This is a genomic window from Streptomyces sp. BBFR51 (assembly GCF_044591655.1).
Taxonomy (GTDB): Bacteria; Actinomycetota; Actinomycetes; order Streptomycetales; family Streptomycetaceae; genus Streptomyces.
In genome coordinates, this window is the sequence record NZ_CP172448.1 from 8,786,981 (window position 1) to 8,806,022 (window position 19,042).

The following is a 19,042-nucleotide window of genomic DNA, read 5'->3' on the forward strand; positions in this document are numbered from 1 at the left end:
GAAGGGGTACCTCCCCTTCACCGGGCTCCCGGCCGTCGATGCCCGGCCCGCCGCGGACGCGGGCGCGGTGCTCAGTTCCCGAGGGCCGCGCGTACGAGGTCCTCGACGTCCATGTCCCGGATGGCCGTGCTCCGGTCCTGCTCCGGCTCGGTCTGCGCGGCCGGGGCCGGGGATGTGCTCGTGGCCGTGGTCGCCGTGGCGGTGACGTCCTGCGGTCCGGCCAGGGCCAGCAGTGCGTCGAGAAGACCCGCCTCGCGGATCCTGGCCGTGGGCAGGGAGTGCAGCAGAGCCCGCACGGTGTCCTCGTCCGGATCGGCGGCCGCCGGTTCGCCCGCCGGTTCGAGGGCGAGCTCCTCCAGGAGGAACTCGGCCAGCGCCGCGGCGTTCGGGTAGTCGAACATGAGTGTCGCGGGGAGCCTGACGTCGACCGCCTTCTGGAGGCGGTTGCGCAGTTCGATCGCGCCCAGCGAGTCCAGGCCCAGCTCCGTGAACCCGCGGTCCGCGGGCACGGCCGCCACGTCGCTCACTCCGAGGACCGCGGCCGCGTGCCCCCGCACCAGCTGGAGCAGGTACCGCTCTCGCTCCGGTCCGGACAGCGCCGCGAGCCTGTTCTCGACCTCGTTGCCCTCGTGCTGCGCCGTGGGAGCGGCGGTGGAGGCGGAGGTGGAAGCGGCCGGCTGTCGCGTACGACGTCCTGCCAGGCCCCGCAGCAGTGCGGGCACCTCGTCGGTGCGGGCACGGAGCACGGCCCGGTCGAGCCGGACCGGTACGAGTACCGTGTCGGTCATCGGCAAAGTCTCGTCGAAGAGGGCGAGTCCTTCGGTGAAGGACAGCTCGTGGACACCCGAGCGGCTCATGCGCCGCAGGTCGGTCTCGCTGAGGTCGAGGCCGTCGCCGGCAGTACCGGCCCACAGTCCCCAGGCCAGCGAGGTGCCGGGCAGGCCCGCCGCGCGGCGGTGGTGGGCCAGGGCGTCGAGGAACACGTTGGCCGCCGCGTACGTGGCCTGGCCGGCTGCCAGTACGTGCCCGCCCACCGACGAGTACAGGACGAAGGCCCGCAGGTCGAGGTCGCGGGTGAGTTCGTGCAGGTGCCACGCCGCGTCCGCCTTGGGCCGCAGCACCCTGTCGACCTGTTCCTCGGTGACCGATCCGACCAGGGCGTTGTCGAGAAGGCCCGCGGCGTGCACCACGCCGGTGAGGGGGTGTTCGGCGGGGATTGCCGCGAGCAGGTCCGCCAGAGCCTGCCGGCTGGAGACGTCGACCGCGGCGATGCGCACCTCGGCACCCGCCTCGGCCAGTTCGGTCTGCAGTTCCCGGGCGCCCGGGGCGTCGGCACCGCGCCGGCTCGTCAGCAGCAGGTGCCGCACCCCGCACGCGGTGACGAGATGCCGGGCGAGGACGGAGCCCAGCAGGCCGGTCCCGCCGGTGACCAGGACGGTTCCCTCGCTGTCCCAGGGGGCCGGTCCGGTCGGCCCGGCGGCACCCCTCGCCTCGACGTACCGGGGCACAAAGGCCTTGCCCCGGCGCAGCGCCAGTTCAGGTTCGGCGGCGGCGACGGCGGCGGGCAGAGCACGCAGGGACTCCTCGTCCGCGTCGATGTCGACGACGGTGAAACGGCCGGGGTTCTCGGCCTGGGCAGCACGCACGACACCCCACAAGGGGGCCTGAACGCAGTCGATGACGTCGGTTGCCGGGTCCACCACCACTGCGGCGTCGGTGACGAGTACCAGACGGGTGTCGGCGAACCGGTCGTCGGAGCGCCACCGGGCGAGCGTCGAGAGCAGGGCGGTGGTGGTCTGCCGTACCCGTTCGGGGAGTTCGGCCCCCTCACCGGCGAGCAGGCCGTCGGCCCGGAACAGCACGGTCGACGGCAGCATGTCCAGGGCGGCGAGTTCGTCCAGCTGGGCGAGTTCCTCGACGGCCGGGTGGTCGGGCACGGCGCAGCCGACGGTGACGCACGGGTCGTCCGTCTCGGGCACGGGGACCGGCTCCCACTGGATGCGGAAGACGGCGCCTTCGGCGGCGGGGACGCCGGCCGACAGCTCACGCTGTACCAGCCGTTCGACGGTCGCCACGGGTACGCCGGTCGGGTCCGTGATGCTCAGGGACAACGCGTCGGGAGCCGGGCTGGTGAGCCGGACGCGCAGCATGGTGGCGCCGGTGGCGTGGAGTGAGACCCCGCTCCAGGCGAACGGGAGGGTGGTACGCCGATCCTCCGCCCCTCCGCGGAGGATCTGGTCTCCGTGCAGGGCGGCGTCGAGCAGTGCCGGATGGATCCCGAAGAGGGCCGCGTCACCCTGTGCCTCCTCGGGCAGCCCGATCTCGGCGAAGAGTTCACCTCCGCGCCGCCAGGCGGCTTTGAGGCCCTGGAAGACGGGCCCGTAGTGCAGGCCGGCCGCGGCCAGCTCCTGGTAGAGGCCGGTCACGTCGGTCGGTTCCGCGCCCGCGGGGGGCCATGCCTCCATTTCGATGGATCCGGGCGCGGTCGACGGGGCGAGAACGCCACGGGCGTGGCGTGTCCACGGCCGCGCGGTCGTGTCCTCGGTACGGGCGTCCCGGAGGTCGGTGTCCTCGGTACGCGAGTACAGCGAAACGGTGCGACGTCCGTCGGCGTCGGCCTCGCCGACGACCACCTGGACGGCGGTGCCGCCCGACTCCGGCAGGGCCAGTGGGGCTTCCTGGGTGAGTTCCTCCAGGAGGGAACAGCCCAGCTCCCGGCCGGCGCGCAGGACCATCTCGACGTAGGCCGTACCGGGCAGCAGTGCGGTGCCCAGCACCACGTGGTCCGCGAGCCAGGGATGGGTGTCGAGAGCCAGGCGCCCTGTCAGGACGAGTCCGCCGTCCTCCGGAGAGGGGACGACCGCGCTGAGCAGGGGGTGACCCGCGGTGAGCTGGCCCAGGCCGGTCGCGTCCCCGAGGACTGCGGGAGAGTCGAGCCAGTACCGCTTGCGTTGGAAGGAGTAGGTGGGCAGGTCGACGCGGTGGGCGCCGGTGCCCTCGAAGAGGGCCGTCCAGTCGACGGACACACCACTGGCGTACAGCCGGCCCAGAGCGGACAGCAGGGCCTCGGCCTCGTCACGGTCCCGACGCGTCGCCGCGACCGCCACCACACCCCCGTCAGCGTCAGTGCCCGGGGCGGGGTCGGTGGCGGACTGCTGGACCATCGCGGACAGCACACCATCCGGACCCAGCTCGAAGAACCGCGAAACCCCCGCAGCCTCCAGCGTGCCCACCGCGTCGGCGAAACGCACCGCCTCACGGACCTGACCGACCCAGTACGGCGCACTGTCCCAGCCCACCGCCACTTCGCCGGTCACCGAGGACACCACCGGAATCACCGGCTCACCGAACGTCAGGCTTTCCGCGACCGCCCGGAAGTCGTCCAGCATCGGCTCCATCAACGGCGAGTGGAACGCGTGCGACACCTTCAGCCGGCTCGTCTTACGGCCTTCAGTGGTGAAGTGCTCCACCACCGCGGATACCGCGCGTTCCGCGCCCGAGATCACGACCGACGTCGGGCCGTTGACGGCCGCCACGGACACGTCGTCCGTCAGCTGGGGCAGGACTTCCGCTTCCGTGGCCTGCACGGCTGCCATCGCACCGCCCGCCGGCAGGGCCTGCATCAACCGGCCCCGCGCCACCACCAGACGCGCCGCATCCTCCAGCGAGAACACACCCGCGACGTGAGCGGCCGCCAGCTCTCCGATCGAGTGCCCCGCCAGATAGTCGGGCCGCACTCCCCACGACTCCACCAGCCGGAACAACGCCACCTCAACCGCGAACAACGCGGGCTGAGCGAACTCGGTGCGGTTCAGGGCCTCGGGGTCATCGCCCCACATCACCTCGCGCAGCGACGGGCCCTCGAGGTGCTCGTCCACCGCACCCACCACCGCGTCGAACGCCGCCGCGAATGCTCCGAACGCCTCATACAGTCCCCGGCCCATCCCCAACCGCTGCGCACCCTGCCCCGTGAACACAAAGGCCGTACGACCCTTGGTCGTGGCGGTGCCCAGTGCGGTGTTGAGGGGTTCTTCACCGGCTGCGAGGGCGGTGAGGGCGGTGAGAGCCGCCTCTCGGTCGGCCGGGGAGGCGATGAGGACCGCACGGTGTTCGAGGGCCGCACGGGTGGTGGCCAAGGAGAAGGCCACGTCCCGGAGGTCGGGTGCCGGTGCAAGGCCGGTCAGGTGGTCGTGGAGTCGGCCGGCCTGGCGTGCGAGATCCTCGGGGCCGGTGGCGGACAGCAGGAGCGGCACGACCGGCAGGCCCTTGACGGATGCCTGCTCGGGCTCGTCGGCCTGCGGGGCCTCCTCGATGATCACGTGGGCGTTGGTACCGCTGATACCGAAGGAGGAGACGGCTGCCCGGCGCGGGCGGCTCAGCTCCGGCCACTCGCGGGCCTCGGTGAGCAGCCGAACCTGGCCGGCTTCCCAGTCGACCTCCGGTGAGGGCTGGTCGACGTGCAGGGTCTGCGGCATGACGCCGTTGCGGATCGCCAGGACGGACTTGATGACGCCGCTGACACCGGCCGCGGCCTGTGCGTGGCCGATGTTGGACTTGATGGAGCCCAGCCACACCGGCTCTTCGGCGGACCGCCCCTGGCCGTAGGTTGCCAGCAGGGCCTGTGCCTCGATCGGGTCGCCGAGCCGGGTGCCGGTGCCATGGCCCTCGACCAGGTCCACATCGACGGCGGTGAGGCCCGAGGAGGCCAGGGCGCTTTGGATGACCCGCTGCTGGGAGGGTCCGTTGGGAGCGGTCAGTCCGTTGGAGGCGCCGTCCTGGTTGATGGCGGAGCCCCGGATGACAGCGAGGACGGGGTGACCGTTGCGCCGGGCGTCCGAAAGTCGCTCGACGACCAGCATGCCGACGCCCTCGGACCAGCCGGTGCCGTCGGCGGCGCCGGCGAAGGCGCGGCACCGGCCATCGGCGGAGAGACCGAACTGCTGGCTGAACTCGACGAACACCTCGGGCGTGGACAGCACGGTGACGCCGCCCGCCAGCGCCATGCCGACCTCGCCGCGGCGCAGCGCCTGGCAGGCCATGTGCAGCGCTACCAGGGAGGACGAGCAGGCCGTGTCGACGCTGACCGCGGGGCCCTCGAGGCCGAGGGTGTAGGCGACACGGCCGGTCAGGATGGAGGCCGCGGTGCCGTTGCCGAGGTAGCCGGCGAGGTCTTCCGGCACGGACCGCAGACGGGTGCCGTAGTCGTGGTACATGACGCCCGCGTACACGCCGGTCTGGCTGCCGTGCATGGTGGTCGGGTCGATCCCGGCGCGTTCGAACGCCTCCCAGGACGCTTCGAGCAGCAGCCGCTGCTGCGGGTCCATGGCCAGTGCCTCGCGCGGGCTGATCCCGAAGAAGGCGGGGTCGAACTCGGCGGCGTCGTAGACGAATCCGCCGTCGCGGGCGTAGGTCCTGCCGGAGGTGCCGGGCTGCGGGTCGTAGACGTCGGGCCAGCCGCGGTCGGTCGGGAAGGGACCGATGGCGTCGCGGCTGTCGATGAGGAGCCGCCACAGATCCTCGGGGGTGCGGACGCCTCCGGGGTACCGGCAGCTCATGCCGATGACGGCGATGGGCTCGTCGTCGGGGATCGTCGCGGTGTCGGTGGCCTGGGGCCTGGCCGGTTCCTGGGCCGTACCGCCCAGCTGGGAGTCGATGAGCTCGGCCACGGCCCGCGTGGTGGGGTGGTCGAACACGAGGGTGACCGGCAACCGTAGACCGGTGGCCGCGTTGAGGGCGTTTCGGAGTTCGACCGCCGCGAGGGAGTCGAAGCCGAGCTCCTTGAAGGCCCGGTCGACGCCGACCTCGTCGGCGGAGGCGTGTCCGAGGACGGTGGCGGCCTGTCCGGCGACCAGGCCGACCAGTTCGCGAGTGCGTTCGGTGGTGCTGAGCCCTGCGAGTCGCTGGGCGAGGCTCCCCGTGTCCTGGGCGCCGCCCGCGGCGGTACGGCGCCGGTCGGGCCGGGTCGTGCCCCGCAGGAGTGGGGGCACGTCCTGGCCGCGCGCGTGCAGGGCGGCGGGTGCGAGGGGCAGCGGTGCGAGCAGCGGATGCCGGGTGCGCAGCGCGTCGTCGAAGAGCTCCAGTCCCTGTTCCACGGGGAGTGCGGGCAGGCCGGTGCGCTCCGCCTTCTTCAGGTCCGCGTCGGTGAGGTCACCGCCGAGGCCGGTGTTGACGGCCCACAGTCCGAACGCGAGGGAGGTGGCCGGCAGGCCGGTGGCGCGACGATGGTGGGCCAGGGCGTCGAGGAACACGTTGGCCGCCGCGTAGTTGCCCTGTCCCGCGGGCAGGACGAGTCCACCGGCGGAGGAGTAGAGCACGAAGGCGGTCAGACGTGCGGCGTCCTTGGTCAGCTCGTGCAGGTGCCAGGCGGCGTCCGCCTTGGGCCGCAGGACGGTGTCGAAGCTCTCGGGGCCGAGGTCGGTGACGAGACCCGGGGCGACCACGCCCGCGGCGTGGACCACGCCGGTCAGTGGGCGCTCGGCGGGGATGCCGGCGAGCAGGGCCGCGAGGGCGTCCCGGTCGGAGACGTCGACGGCCGCGATGTCCACCGTGGCGCCGGACTCTGCCAGTTCGCTCCTGAGTCGGTGTGCTCCGGGGGCGTCGGCGCCGCGTCGGCTGGTCAGCAGCAGGTGCCTTACGCCGTGGGTGGTGACCAGGTGCCGGGCGACGAGGGCGCCGAGGCCGCCGGTGCCGCCGGTGACAAGGACGGTTCCGTGGGGGTCCCAGGGTCCGTCCCCGTCGGGCACGAGCGCGGGGACCAGGCGGGGGGTCAGGAACCGGCCGCCGCGCACGGCGAGTTCGGGTTCGCCGAGCCCGGCTGCCGACGCGAGGAACGCGTCCTCGACCGCCTGACCGGTGTCGGTGTCGGTGTCGGTGTCGGTGTCGGTGTCGGTGTCGGTGTCGGTGTCGAGCAGGACGATGCGGCCCGGGTTCTCGGCCTGGGCGGCGCGGACCAGGCCCCAGACGGGCGCCTGGGCCAGGTCGGGGGCGGTGTCCTCGTCGGTGGCGACGGCACCGCGGCTGAGCACGACCAGAGTGGACGCATCGGTGCGCGCGTCGACGAGCCAGGCCTGGATCAGGTCCAGGATCTCGCCGGTCGTGGCGCGGACCGCCTCGGGAAGGTCCGCCGCGGTGGCGGTGACCGGGGCGAGGACCACCTGCGGGAGGGAGTCCCCGAGGGCTCGGAGGGCCTCCGGTGCCGCGAGGTCCGTGTCGAGACGGGCGTAGGAGGGGGCGGGTGTGCCGGGCTGGGCGGGGACGCGGTTCCACACCACGCGGCGCAGGCCCTCGTTGGGTGTGCCGGAGGCGGGCACCATCTGCTCGGCGCTGACGGGACGGCAGATGAGTGAGGCCACCGTGAGCACCGGTGCTCCGGTCTCGTCGGCCACGGTCATCGCCGATTCCTCGGCGCCGCGGATACGCCGGATGTGCACGCGCAGCACGTCGGCGCCGGAGGCGTGCAGGGAGACGCCGCTCCAGGTGAACGGCAGCAGCGCCTCGGTACCGCCCTCGTCCTGGTCCACGAGGACGTCGGCGTGCATGGCGGTGTCGAGCAGTACCGGGTGCATGCCGTAGCGGCTCGCCTCGGCACGTATCTGTTCGGGGAGGGCGACTTCGGCGAAGAGCTCGTCGCCGCGCCGCCAGGCGGCCCGCATGCCCTGGAAGACGGGGCCGTAGCCGTATCCGCGCTCGTCGAGACGCTCGTAGGCTCCGGTGATGTCGACGGGGGCGGCCCCCGGTGGGGGCCACTGGGTGAGGTCCGGACCGTCGGTGACGGCGGTGCCGGTGGCGAGGAATCCGGTGGCGTGCCGGATCCAGGGGCGGCCCGGCAGGTCGTCGAGTCGCGAGTGGACGGTCAGCCCGCGGCGACCCGAGTCGTCGGCGGGGCCGGCGACGGCGCGCAGGGCGGCGCTGCCGCGGGCCGGCAGCATCAACGGTGCCTCGAGGGTGAGTTCCTCCAGCAGGTCGCAGCCGACCTGATCGCCGAGGCGTATGGCGAGTTCGACGAATCCGGTGCCGGGGAGCAGGACGTTGCCGTGGACCTCGTGGTCGGTGACCCAGGTGTGTTCCCCGGCGGACAGGCGGCCGGTGAGGACCACGGAGCCGTCCTGCGGTGACTCGACGGCCGCGGAGAGAACGGGGTGATCGACGGCGTCCAGGCCGGCGGAGGACACGTCCCCGGTGTGGGCGGGCACGTCGAGCCAGTACCGGCGGTGCTGGAACGCGTACGTGGGCAGGTCGGCGCGGGCGTCACCCGGGCCGCCGAGCAGGTGCGGCCAGGCGACGGAGGTGCCACGAGTCCAGGCGGCGCCGATGCCGGCCAGCAGTTCGCGCGGCTCGTCGCGGTCGCGGCGTTGCAGCGCGACGAAGCCGGTGCCGGCGTCCGTGGCGGAGCCCTGGCCGAGGGCCGTGAGGACGGCGTCGGGGCCCAGCTCCAGGAAGGTCCGCGCTCCGGCGGTTTCCAGCGTGTGCACCGCGTCGGCGAAACGGACCGCCTCGCGGACCTGGCCGACCCAGTACGGCGCACTGTCCCAGCCCACCGCCACTTCGCCGGTCACCGTGGACACCACCGGGATGGCGGGCTCGCCGAACGTCAGGCTTTCCGCGACCGCACGGAAGTCGTCCAGCATCGGCTCCATCAACGGCGAGTGGAACGCGTGCGACACCTTCAGCCGGTTCGTCTTACGACCCTCAGCGGTGAAGTGCTCCACCAGTGCCGATACCGCGCGCTCGGCTCCTGAGACGACGACCGACGTCGGCCCGTTGACCGCCGCCACCGACACGTCATCCGTCAGCAGGGGCAGGACCTCCGCCTCCGTGGCCTGCACCGCCGCCATCGCACCACCCGCCGGCAGCGCCTGCATCAACCGGCCCCGCGCCACCACCAGCCGCGCCGCATCCTCCAGCGAGAACACACCCGCCACATGAGCAGCCGCCAGCTCTCCGATCGAGTGTCCGGCCAGGTAGTCGGGCCGCACCCCCCACGACTCCACCAGCCGGAACAACGCCACCTCAACCGCGAACAACGCCGGCTGAGCAAACTCCGTGCGGTTCAGGGCCTCGGGGTCATCGCCCCACATCACCTCGCGCAGCGACGGCCCCTCAAGGTGCTCGTCCACCGCAGCCACCACCGCGTCGAACGCCGCAGCGAATGCTCCGAACGCCTCATGCAACCCACGGCCCATCCCCAACCGCTGCGCACCCTGCCCCGTGAACACGAACGCAGTACGCCCGGTCTGAGCGGAGTTCGCGCCGGCGAGCTGTGCCAGAGAACGGGCGAGTTCATCGCGGTCGGCACCGATCGCGACGGCGCGGTGTTCCAGCGCCGCGCGTGTGCTTGCCAGGGCCTGGCCCGCAGCGGTCAGACGATCCTCGGGAAGACCGTCCAGGAAGCCTGCCAGCCGGTCCGCCTGGGCGCGCAGGGCCTCGGGAGTGGCGGCCGAGACGGGCCACACGGCGAGGGGGACGGACGGCCCTGTCCCCTCCGGCGCCGTGGGCTGCTGCGGGGCCGCGGGCTGCTCGGGAGGCGCCTGTTCGACGATGACGTGGGCGTTGGTGCCGCTGATGCCGAACGAGGAGACACCTGCCCGGCGCGGGCGGTTCCCTGCGGTCCACTCCCGGGCCTCGGTCAGCAGTCTGACCTGTCCGGCCTCCCAGTCCACCTGGTCCGACGGGGTGTCGGCGTGCAGCGTGGCGGGCAGCACGCCGTGGCGCATCGCCTGGACCATCTTGATGACGCCGGCGACGCCGGCGGCGGCCTGGGTGTGGCCGATGTTCGACTTGATCGAGCCCAGCCACAGCGGTTCGCCCGAGGGTGAACGGTGCTGTCCGTACGTCTCCAGCAGGGCTTGCACCTCGATGGGGTCGCCGAGGCGGGTGCCCGTGCCGTGTCCCTCCACGACGTCGACGTCAGCGGTGGTCAGCTGTCCGTCCGCGAGGGCCTGTTCGATGACCCGCTGTTGGGACGGCCCGTTGGGAGCGGTCAGCCCGTTGCTGGCGCCGTCCTGGTTGACGCCGGAGCCCCTGAGTACCGCGAGGACCCGGTGGCCGTTGCGGCGGGCGTCGGAGAGCCGTTCCAGGACGAGCAGACCGACTCCTTCGCCCCAGCCGGTGCCGTCGGCGCCGATGCCGAACGACTTGCAGCGGCCGTCGGCGGCGAGGCCGCGCTGGCGGGCCATGTCGGTGAAAGTGTCCGGGGTGGACATGACGGTCACGCCACCGGCCAGGGCCAGGGTGCACTCGCCGCGCCGCAGCGCCTGCTGCGCCCAGTGCAGGGCGACCAGGGAGGAGGAGCAGGCTGTGTCGACGCTGACGGCGGGGCCTTCGAGTCCGAGAGCGTAGGCGACGCGTCCGGAGACGACACTGGCGAGGCTGCCGTTGCCGTGGTAGGCGGCGATGTCGTCGGGCAGCGGGCCCAGCCGCAGGCCCCAGTCGTGGTACATGACGCCGGCGAAGACACCGGTGCGGCTGCCCTTGACCGAGTGCGGGTCGATCCCGGTCCGTTCGAGGGCTTCCCAGGCGACTTCGAGCATCAGGCGCTGCTGCGGGTCCATGGCCTGGGCCTCGCGGGGGCTGATGCCGAAGAAGGCGGGGTCGAACCCGGCCGCGTCGTGGAGGAACGCGCCTTCGGTGGAGTACGTCTTACCGGGCTTGCCGATCTCGGGGTCGTACAGGTCCGTGTCCCAGCCCCGGTCGGTGGGGAAGGGGCCGATGGCGTCGCCGCCGTCGGTGACGAGCCGCCACAGGTCCTCCGGCGAGTGGATGCCCCCGGGGTAGCGGCAGGCCATACCCACGATGACGACGGGGTCCTGGTCCGAGGCCTCGGCGGGGGCGGCGGCCGGGGCGGCGGGGGCGGGGCTCTTGCGCTCGCCCCGGAGCCTGCCGGCGAGGTACATGGCGAGGGCCTGGGCGTTGGGGTGGTCGAAGGTGAGGGTCGGACTCAGTCTGAGGCCGGTGGCGGTGGCCACCCGGTTGCGCAGCTCTACCGCGGCGAGGGAGTCGAAACCGCTCTCGGTGAAGGCCCGGGTGGGGGCGATGTCCCCGGCGCCGTCGTAGCCGAGGACGCCGGCGGCCTCGGTGCGCACGAGTTCCAGGAGTGCCTCGGCGCGGCGGTCGTCGTCGAGTCCGGCGAGCCGGTCGAGGAACGGGGAGCCGCTCGGGGCGACGGCGGTGACGGCGGTGACGGCTCGGCGTACGGGCCGCCTGACGAGGTCGCGCAGGAGTACGGGGATGTCGTCGGCGCGTTCGCGTACCGCGCGGTGGTCGACGCGGACGGGTACGACGGCGGGGGCGCCGGTGGTGAGCGCCTGGTCGAGCTTGAGCAGGTTCTCGTCGAAGTCGAGCGAGTCCAGGCCGAGCCGCCTGATGCGTTGCAGAGCGGCTTCGTCGAGGTTCGCGCCCATGCCGGCGTCGCCCGCCCACAGACCCCAGGCCAGGGAGGTGGCGGGCAGGCCGGCGGCGGCACGGTTGACGGCGAGGGCGTCGAGGAAGAGGTTGGCGGCCGCGTAGTTGGCCTGCCCGGCGCCGTCCAGGACGGTGGAGGCGGAGGAGAACAGCACGAAGGCCCGCAGCGGGAGATCCTGGGTGAGCTCGTGGAGGTTCCAGGCGGCGTCGACCTTGGGCCGCATGACGGTGTCGAGGCGCTCGGGGGTGAGCGAACCGACGAGGCCGTCGTCGATGACGCCGGCCGCGTGGACGACGGCGGTGAGCGGATGCCCGGCGGGTATCCCGGCGAGCAGCGACAGGAGTGCGTCCCGGTCGGCGACGTCGGCGGCGACGATGCGTACCCGGGCACCGGCCTCGCGCAGGTCGGTGAGCAGCCCGGCGGCGCCGGGGGCCTCGGGGCCGCGCCGGCTGGTCAGGACCAGGTGGCGTACGCCGTGTTCGGTGACCAGGCGGCGGGCCAGGGCCGCGCCGGCTCCGCCGGTGCCGCCGGTGACCAGGACGGTGCCGGTGTCGTCCCAGGGCAGCTCGTGCGGGGTGGGCGGCTGGGGCACCTGGGCGAGCCGTGGCAGGTGGAGCCGGCCCCCGCGCAGGGCGAACTCGGGTTCGCCGGTGGCCAGGGCGGCGGCGAGGGCGGCTTCGGAGGCTTCGGTGCCGTCGAGGTCGGCGAGCACGAAGCGACCCGGGTTCTCGGCCTCGGCCGAACGGACCAGGCCCCACACGGAGGCCTGGGCGGCGTCCACGTCGGTGCCGGGCACCCAGGCGGCGTCGCGGGTGACGACGACGCATCGGGTGTCGTTGTCGGTGTCGAACTGCTCTTGTACGGCTTGGAGCGTGTCCGCGCAGACGGCTCGCACCGCGTCGGGCAGGGGGCCCGCGGGGGTGGCGCGGACCCGGTGGACGACGCTCCGGGCCGGGTCGGCGGCGGCCTCGGGCAGGGGCGCCTCGGTCCACCGTACGGCCAGCAGCGGTTCCTGACGGGCGGTGTGGAGCTGTTCGCCGGTGACGGTGCGCAGCAGCAGGGAGTCGATCGTGGCGACGGGGGTGCCGGTGGGGTCTGCGAGGGCGAGGGTGAGTTCGTCGCCGTCGGCGGCGATGCGGACGCGGACGGTGGAGGCGCCGCTCGCGTGCAGGGTGACGCCGCTGAAGGAGAAGGGGATGCGGACGCCGGGTCCGTCGCCGTCGCTCCGGGCGTGGTCGGCGGGGTGCAGGGCGGCGTCGAGCAGCGCGGGGTGGAGCCCGAAGGCGGCGGCGTCGGCGCGGACGCCGTCGGGCAGGGCGACCTCGGCGAACACCTCGGTGCCGCGGAGCCAGGCGGCCCGGACGCCGTGGAAGGCGGGGCCGTAGCCGTAGCCTTGCGCGGCCATGTCCTGGTAGAGGGATGTGGTGTCGAGCGGCTCGGCGCCGGTGGGGGGCCACTGTCCGCTCAGGTCGGCGTGTGTGTCCGGGCCGGGGGCGGCCCCGGTGGGGGCGAGGGTGCCGGTGGCGTGCCGGACCCAGGCGTCCTCGCTCTCGGCGTCGGCCGGACGGGCGTAGCAGTCGACGGGGCGTCGGCCCAAGGCGTCGGCGGCGCCGACGACGACCTGGAGGACGGTGGCGCCGTTGTCGGACAGCGCCAGGGGCGTGCGCAGGACGAGTTCCTCCAGCTGCGGGCAGCCGGTCTCGATGCCCGCGCGTACGGCGAGTTCGACGAAGGCGGTCCCCGGCAGCAGGACCGTGCCGTCGATGACGTGGTCGGCGAGCCAGGGGTGGGTGCGTGGGGAGAGCCGGCCGGTGAGGACGGTGCCGTCGCCGCCCGCGAGGGCGACCACGGAGCCGAGCAGGGGGTGTCCGGCGTCCTGCTGGCCGAGGCCCGCCGCGTCGGCGCCGACGCCGTCGGGCGTGAGCCAGTAGCGGCGGGTCTGGAACGCGTAGGTGGGCAGGTCGGTACGGGCGCGGTCCCGGCCGGCGTGGAAGGAGGCCCAGTCGACGGGCACGCCCCGGGCGTGTGCGAGGGCCAGGGCTCCCAGGGTCTGGCGTACGTCGTCCCGGCCCGAGCGCAGCAGGGCGGTGAACTCGGTGCGGTCGGTGGAGTCCTGCGGCAGGCAGGTTCTGCCCAGGGCGCTGAGCACGGCGTCGGGGCCGAGTTCGAGGCAGGTGCGGGTGCCGCCGTGGTGGACGAGCCAGTCGACGCCGTCGGCGAACCGGACGGCCGCGCGGACGTGGTGGGCCCAGTGGTCCGGGGAGGCGAGCTGTTCGGTGGTGGCTGGGGCGCCCGTGAGGGTGGAGACGACGGGGATGCGAGGGGCGCGGTAGGTCAGGACGGAGGCGACACGGGTGAACTCGTCCAGCATCGGGTCCATCAGCGGCGAGTGGAAGGCGTGGCTGACCTTCAGCCGGTTCGTCTTGCGGCCCAGCCGGGCGAAGTGCTCGCCGATGCCGAGTACGGCGTTGCGCTCGCCGGAGACGACGACGGAGTCCGGGCCGTTGACGGCGGCGATGCCGGCGGTGTCGGGGAGCAGGGGCAGGACCTCCTCCTCGGTGGCCTGGACGGCGACCATGGCGCCGCCGCCGGGAAGCTCCTGCATCAGGCGGCCGCGGGTGGCGACCAGGAGGGCGGCGTCGGCCAGATCGAGGACGTCTGCCACGTGGGCGGCGGTGATCTCGCCGATGGAGTGCCCGGCGACGAAGTCCGGGTGGACGCCCCAGGACTCCAGCAGCCTGAAGAGGGCGGTCTCGACCGCGAACAGGGCGGGCTGGGCGTAGCGGGTCTGCTCCAGCAGGGCGGCCTCGGGGCTGCCCTCCTCGGCGAACAGCACGTCCCACAGGGAGACCTCGAGGTGGGGGTCGAGGTGGCTGATGGCGTCGGCGAGGGCGTCGGCGTAGGCGGGGAAGGCGTCGTACAGGCCGGCGCCCATGGCGAGGCGCTGGCTGCCCTGGCCGGTGAAGAGGAAGGCGAGGCGGCCGGTGTGGGCGTGGCCGATGTGGAGGGCCGGGGTGGGCTCGCCGGCGGCGACGGCGCGCAGGCCGGCGACCGCGTCGTCCTGGTCGTCGGCGAGGAGCACCGCGCGGTGTTCGAGGGCGGCGCGGGTGGTGCCGAGGGCGTGGCCGAGGTCGGCCAGGGGGGTGCCGTGCCGTTCGACGTGGTCGGCCAGGCGGGCGGCTTGGGCGGCGAGGGCTGCCGGGGTGGCAGCGGAGACCGGGAGCGGCACGGGCAGCGGCTCGGGCGGGGCAGCCGCTTCGTCGCTCGACGGCTCGGTGTGCTCCGGGCGGCCGGCCGTGCCGGCTGCGGTGCCGGGTCCGGGCACGGTGAGCTCGCCGGGCTCGTCGCGCGGTGCCTCTTCCAGGATGACGTGAGCGTTGGTGCCGCTGATGCCGAAGCCCGAGACGCCGGCGCGGCGGGGGCGTCCGGTGTCGGCGGGCCACGGCACGGGTTCGGTGAGCAGGCGTACGGTGCCGGCCGACCAGTCGACGTTCGGGGTGGGTTCGTCCACGTGCAGGGTGGGCGGGAGGGTGCCGTGGCGCAGGGCCATGAGGACCTTGGCGATGCCGGCGACGCCCGCGGCGCCCTGGGTGTGGCCGATGTTCGACTTGACGGAGCCCAGCCACAGGGGGCGTTCGGCGTCGCGGTCCGTGCCGTAGGTGGCGATGAGGGAGCGGGCTTCCACGGGGTCGCCCAGCGAGGTGCCGGTGCCGTGCGCCTCGACGGCGTCGACGTCGCCGGGGGCGAGTCCCGCGTCGCCGAGCGCCTGGAGGATCACCCGCTGCTGGGCGATGCCGTTGGGGGCGGTCAGGCCGTTGCTGGCGCCGTCCTGGTTGATCGCGGTGCCGCGGACGAGGGCGAGGACCTGATGGCCGTTGCGGCGGGCGTCGCACAGGCGCTCGACGACGATCAGGCCGACGCCCTCGGCGAAGGTGGTGCCATCCGCTCCGGCCGCGAACGCCTTGGTCAGGCCGTCGGGGGCCAGTCCGCGCTGCCTGCTGAACTCGGTGAGCAGGCCGGGGGTGCTCATGACGGTGATGCCGCCGGCCAGCGCGAGGGAGCACTCGCCGCGGCGCAGCGACTGGACTGCCAGGTGCAGGGCGACGAGCGAGGAGGAGCAGGCGGTGTCGATGGTGAGGGCGGGGCCTTCGAGGCCGAGGGTGTAGGCGATGCGTCCGGAGGCGACGCTGAGTGCTCCGCCGGTGATCAGGTACCCGGTGAGGGCTTCGGGGGCCTGGGCGATCCGGGTGCCGTACTCGGTGGTGCCCGCGCCGACGAACACACCGGTGGGGGTGCCGCGCAGGGAGGTCGGGTCGATGCCGGTGCGTTCCAGCGCCTCCCAGGCGGTCTCCAGCAGCAGCCGCTGCTGGGGGTCCATGGCGAGGGCCTCCCGCGGGCTGACACCGAAGAACTCGGCGTCGAACTCGGGTGCGTCGGGCAGGAATCCGCCCACCCGGGTGTAGGTGGTGCCGGGTGTGCCGGAGTCCTCGTCGAAGAGCTCGTCGAGGTTCCAGCCGCGGTCGTCGGGGAACGCCCCGACCGTGGTGCGGCCGTCGATGACGGCGTCCCAGAGGTCTTCGGGGGTGCGCAGGCCGCCGGGGAAGCGTCCGCCGATGCCGACGATGGCGACGGGCTCGTCGTCGGCACTGCGGACGGGCGCCTCGACGGCGACCGGGGCGGTCGTGGTGCCGAGGAGTTCCGCGCGCAGGTGGGCGGCGAGCAGTTCGGGGCTGGGGTGGTCGAAGGCGGCGGTCACCGGCAGGCGCAGTCCGGTGACGGCGTTGACCCGGGCGTGCAGCTCGACCAGGCCCATGGAGTCCAGCCCCAGCTCCTTGAAGGGCGTGCCGGTGGCGGTGACATCCCCGGTGTCGGGCCGGGTGGTGCGGCGCAGGACGTCGGCGGTCTCCGCGCGGACCAGGTCGAGCAGCATGCGGCTCTGCTCGCTGTCGGGGAGTCCGGCCAGCCGGGCGGCCAGGGCGGCGCCGGGACGGGCCTCCGCGCCGTTCGAGTGATCAGCGTCAGCAACGAAGCCCGCGGCCATCTGCACGCTCCAAGCTCGGTGAGGGTGTGCTCAAGGGCCGAATGGCCACAAGGTGGTCGCACGCTAAGTGGGCGGGAAAGCGGCCGAACACCCCTAACCGGCGCGTACAGCGGCTCGTACCGCCAGATACCGGGGTCCGCGCCCGGGATTCAGGGGTGGGTCAGGGTTCTCAGTCGCGCCGCTACTGCCTTGAATGGGCCCATGACCAATGCGACGACGACCACGACGGGGAACTGGGTACGCCGGTTCCACCCGGCCGAGGACGCTCCGGCCCGGCTGGTGTGCTTCCCGCACGCGGGTGGCTCGGCCAGCTACTACTTTCCGGTCTCCCGTGCCCTGTCGCCTGCTGTGGACGTGGCGGCCGTGCAGTACCCGGGCCGTCAGGACCGCCGCCAGGAGGCGTGCGTGGACGACGTACGGCGCATGGCGGATCTGGTGGCGGAGGAGCTGGCGCCGTGGTGCGATCGTCCGCTCGCGTTCTTCGGGCACAGCCTGGGGGCGACGCTGGCGTTCGAGGTCGCGCTGCGGCTGGAGGAGCGGGGCACGCGCCCGCTGACGCTGTTCGCGTCGGGCCGGCGGGCCCCGTCGCGCCATCGGGAGCGGGAGTTCACCCATCTCGAGGACGACGAGCGGCTGCTGGCCACGATCAAGAGGATGGGCGGTACGGACACGGCGGTACTCGCCGACGACGAGATGCTGCGCATGGCCCTGCCCGCCATCCGCGCCGACTACAAGGCGGCGGAAACCTACCGCTTCCGTCCGGGTCCGCCCCTGTCGTGCCCGGTGCTCGTGCTGAACGGCGGGACCGATCCGGAGGTGACGGCCGAGGAGGCGGACGGCTGGCGTGAGCACACGTCCGCGGAGGCGGAATTCGCGTGGTTCACGGGCGGTCACTTCTACCTGAACGAACACGCACCGAAGGTGATCTCACTGATCCGGGAGCGTGTTCTGTCGCTCGTGTAGCCGGACGCCGCCTGAGCGGGCCCCTCCGTGTGCCGAGGGGCCCGCTCAGGCGGTCGCGGTGGCGCGGATCCCGGTGATCAGGCGGAGGGCTTCGGTCAGGTCGTGGCCGGACGGCGCGTTCTCCGGGTCGATCAGCCACTGGGAGAGCACACCGGTCAGCAGGGAGTGGCAGAGCATGCCGACCAGGCGGGCGGACTGCGGGTCGGCGGTGGCGGTCAGGCCGCCGAAGAGCTCCGCGAAGGCCTCGTAGGCGTCCGGCATGGCCTGGGCCATGAACGTCCGCAGTTCCTCGTCGTGGTCGAGCTGGGCGAAGACCTCGAAGCTGAGCACCCAGAGGGCACGGTTGTCCGGAACCGCATTGATGATCTTGGTCCAGACGGCTTCGAAACGGGCCAGCGGATCGTCCGCGGCGACGTCCGAGGTCTCCTCGGCGACGGCCGCGAAGGTCTCCGTGCCCCATTCGTCCATGGACTTGATGAGCGCCGCCCGCAGGAGCGACTCCTTCGTCCCGTAGTGGTAGCCGATGGACGCCAGGTTGGTCTTCGAAGCCGCGACGATGTCACGCGTGGTCGTTCGGGCGTAGCCCTTCTCCCGAAGGCACTGCATGGCGCCATCGATCAAATCATCACGGTGTCCCATGATAGAACCCTACCTCGCAGTGGGACGGACGTATATATATCCAGGTCGGATCGGTCGCCGGGTCGCTCCGGGTCGTTTCAGCCACCCTGGCCGACCGTCTTGAGGAAATCGTGCAGAACGGCGTCGAACCGCTCGGGCTCCTCCAGGTGAGGCACGTGGCTGGAATCCTCCAGGATCTCCCAGCGCACGTCGGGAACGAGGTCCGCGTACGGCTGCACGGTCCGCGGGGTCGCCTCGTCGTGGCGTCCGGAGATCACCAGGGTGGGCACCGCGATGTCCGCGGCGCAGTCGAGCACGCCCCAGTCCTTGAGGGTGCCGTTGACATGGAACTCGCTCGGCCCGTTCATCGCGTAATACACGGTCGGGTCGTTGAAGAGTTCGTAGAACGTCGCCTGCCAGTCCCGGGGCCACGGCTTGAGCCGGCACACGTGCCGCTCGTAGAAGTGCATGGCCGCGGTGTGGTACTCGTCCGTGTCGGTGGTCCCGGCCGCCTCGTGCCGGCGCAGGGTCTCGTCCACCCCGGGAGGCAGCCGGGACCGCAGGATCTCCATTTCCTCCAGCCACAGCGGGTACGAGGCCGGCGCGTTGGCGATGACGAGTCCTCGCAGCCCCGCCGGGCGCGCGGAGGCGTACTTCGCCGTCAGCAGGCCGCCCCAGGACTGTCCGAACAGGACGTAGTCCTTCAGGCCGAGCCGCTGGACCAGGTTGCGCAGCTCGGCGAGGAACAGGTCGACGGTCCAGAAGTCGGGGCCGCGTTCGGGCAGGTGGGTGGATCCGCCGTTGCCCAGTTGGTCGTAGTGGACGACCGGCCAGCCGTGGGCGGAGAACTCCGCCAGGCGGAGCAGGTAGTCGTGGGTGCTGCCCGGGCCGCCGTGGACGACGACCAGGGCGGGGTGCCCGCTGTCCAGGTCTCCGGTGACCCGGTACCAGGTCTTGTAGGGACCGAAGGGGACGGTTCCCTTGCTGCTGGGCGCGGTTCGCGCGGGGGGCATGCTGCC

General features: G+C 73.1%; 4 protein-coding genes. 1 reads left to right on the forward strand and 3 read right to left on the reverse strand.

Annotated features, from left to right (window positions below):
* Nucleotides 1-71: 71 nt before the first annotated feature.
* A complete protein-coding gene (locus tag ACGH7X_RS39870; protein WP_399895678.1) occupies nt 72-16,448 on the reverse strand; it encodes an SDR family NAD(P)-dependent oxidoreductase in 16,377 nt (5,458 codons plus the stop codon).
* A 195-nt stretch (nt 16,449-16,643) separates the two neighbouring features.
* On the opposite strand from ACGH7X_RS39870, the gene ACGH7X_RS39875 reads away from it, so the two are divergent.
* The gene (locus tag ACGH7X_RS39875; protein ID WP_399895681.1) at nt 16,644-17,405 is read left to right on the forward strand and encodes a thioesterase II family protein; all 762 of its coding nucleotides are present in this window, start codon (nt 16,644-16,646) and stop codon (nt 17,403-17,405) included.
* Nucleotides 17,406-17,450: 45 nt separating this feature from the next.
* Here ACGH7X_RS39875 and ACGH7X_RS39880 read toward each other — a convergent pair whose 3' ends face one another.
* Nucleotides 17,451-18,044, reverse strand: a complete 594-nt coding sequence (locus ACGH7X_RS39880; RefSeq protein ID WP_399895683.1) for a TetR/AcrR family transcriptional regulator — start codon at nt 18,042-18,044, stop codon at nt 17,451-17,453.
* A gap of 77 nt (nt 18,045-18,121) precedes the next feature.
* On the reverse strand, nt 18,122-19,036 hold the full coding sequence (locus ACGH7X_RS39885) for a proline iminopeptidase-family hydrolase (protein ID WP_399895686.1): 915 nt from the start codon (nt 19,034-19,036) through the stop codon (nt 18,122-18,124).
* Between the last annotated feature and the right edge of the window lie 6 nt (nt 19,037-19,042).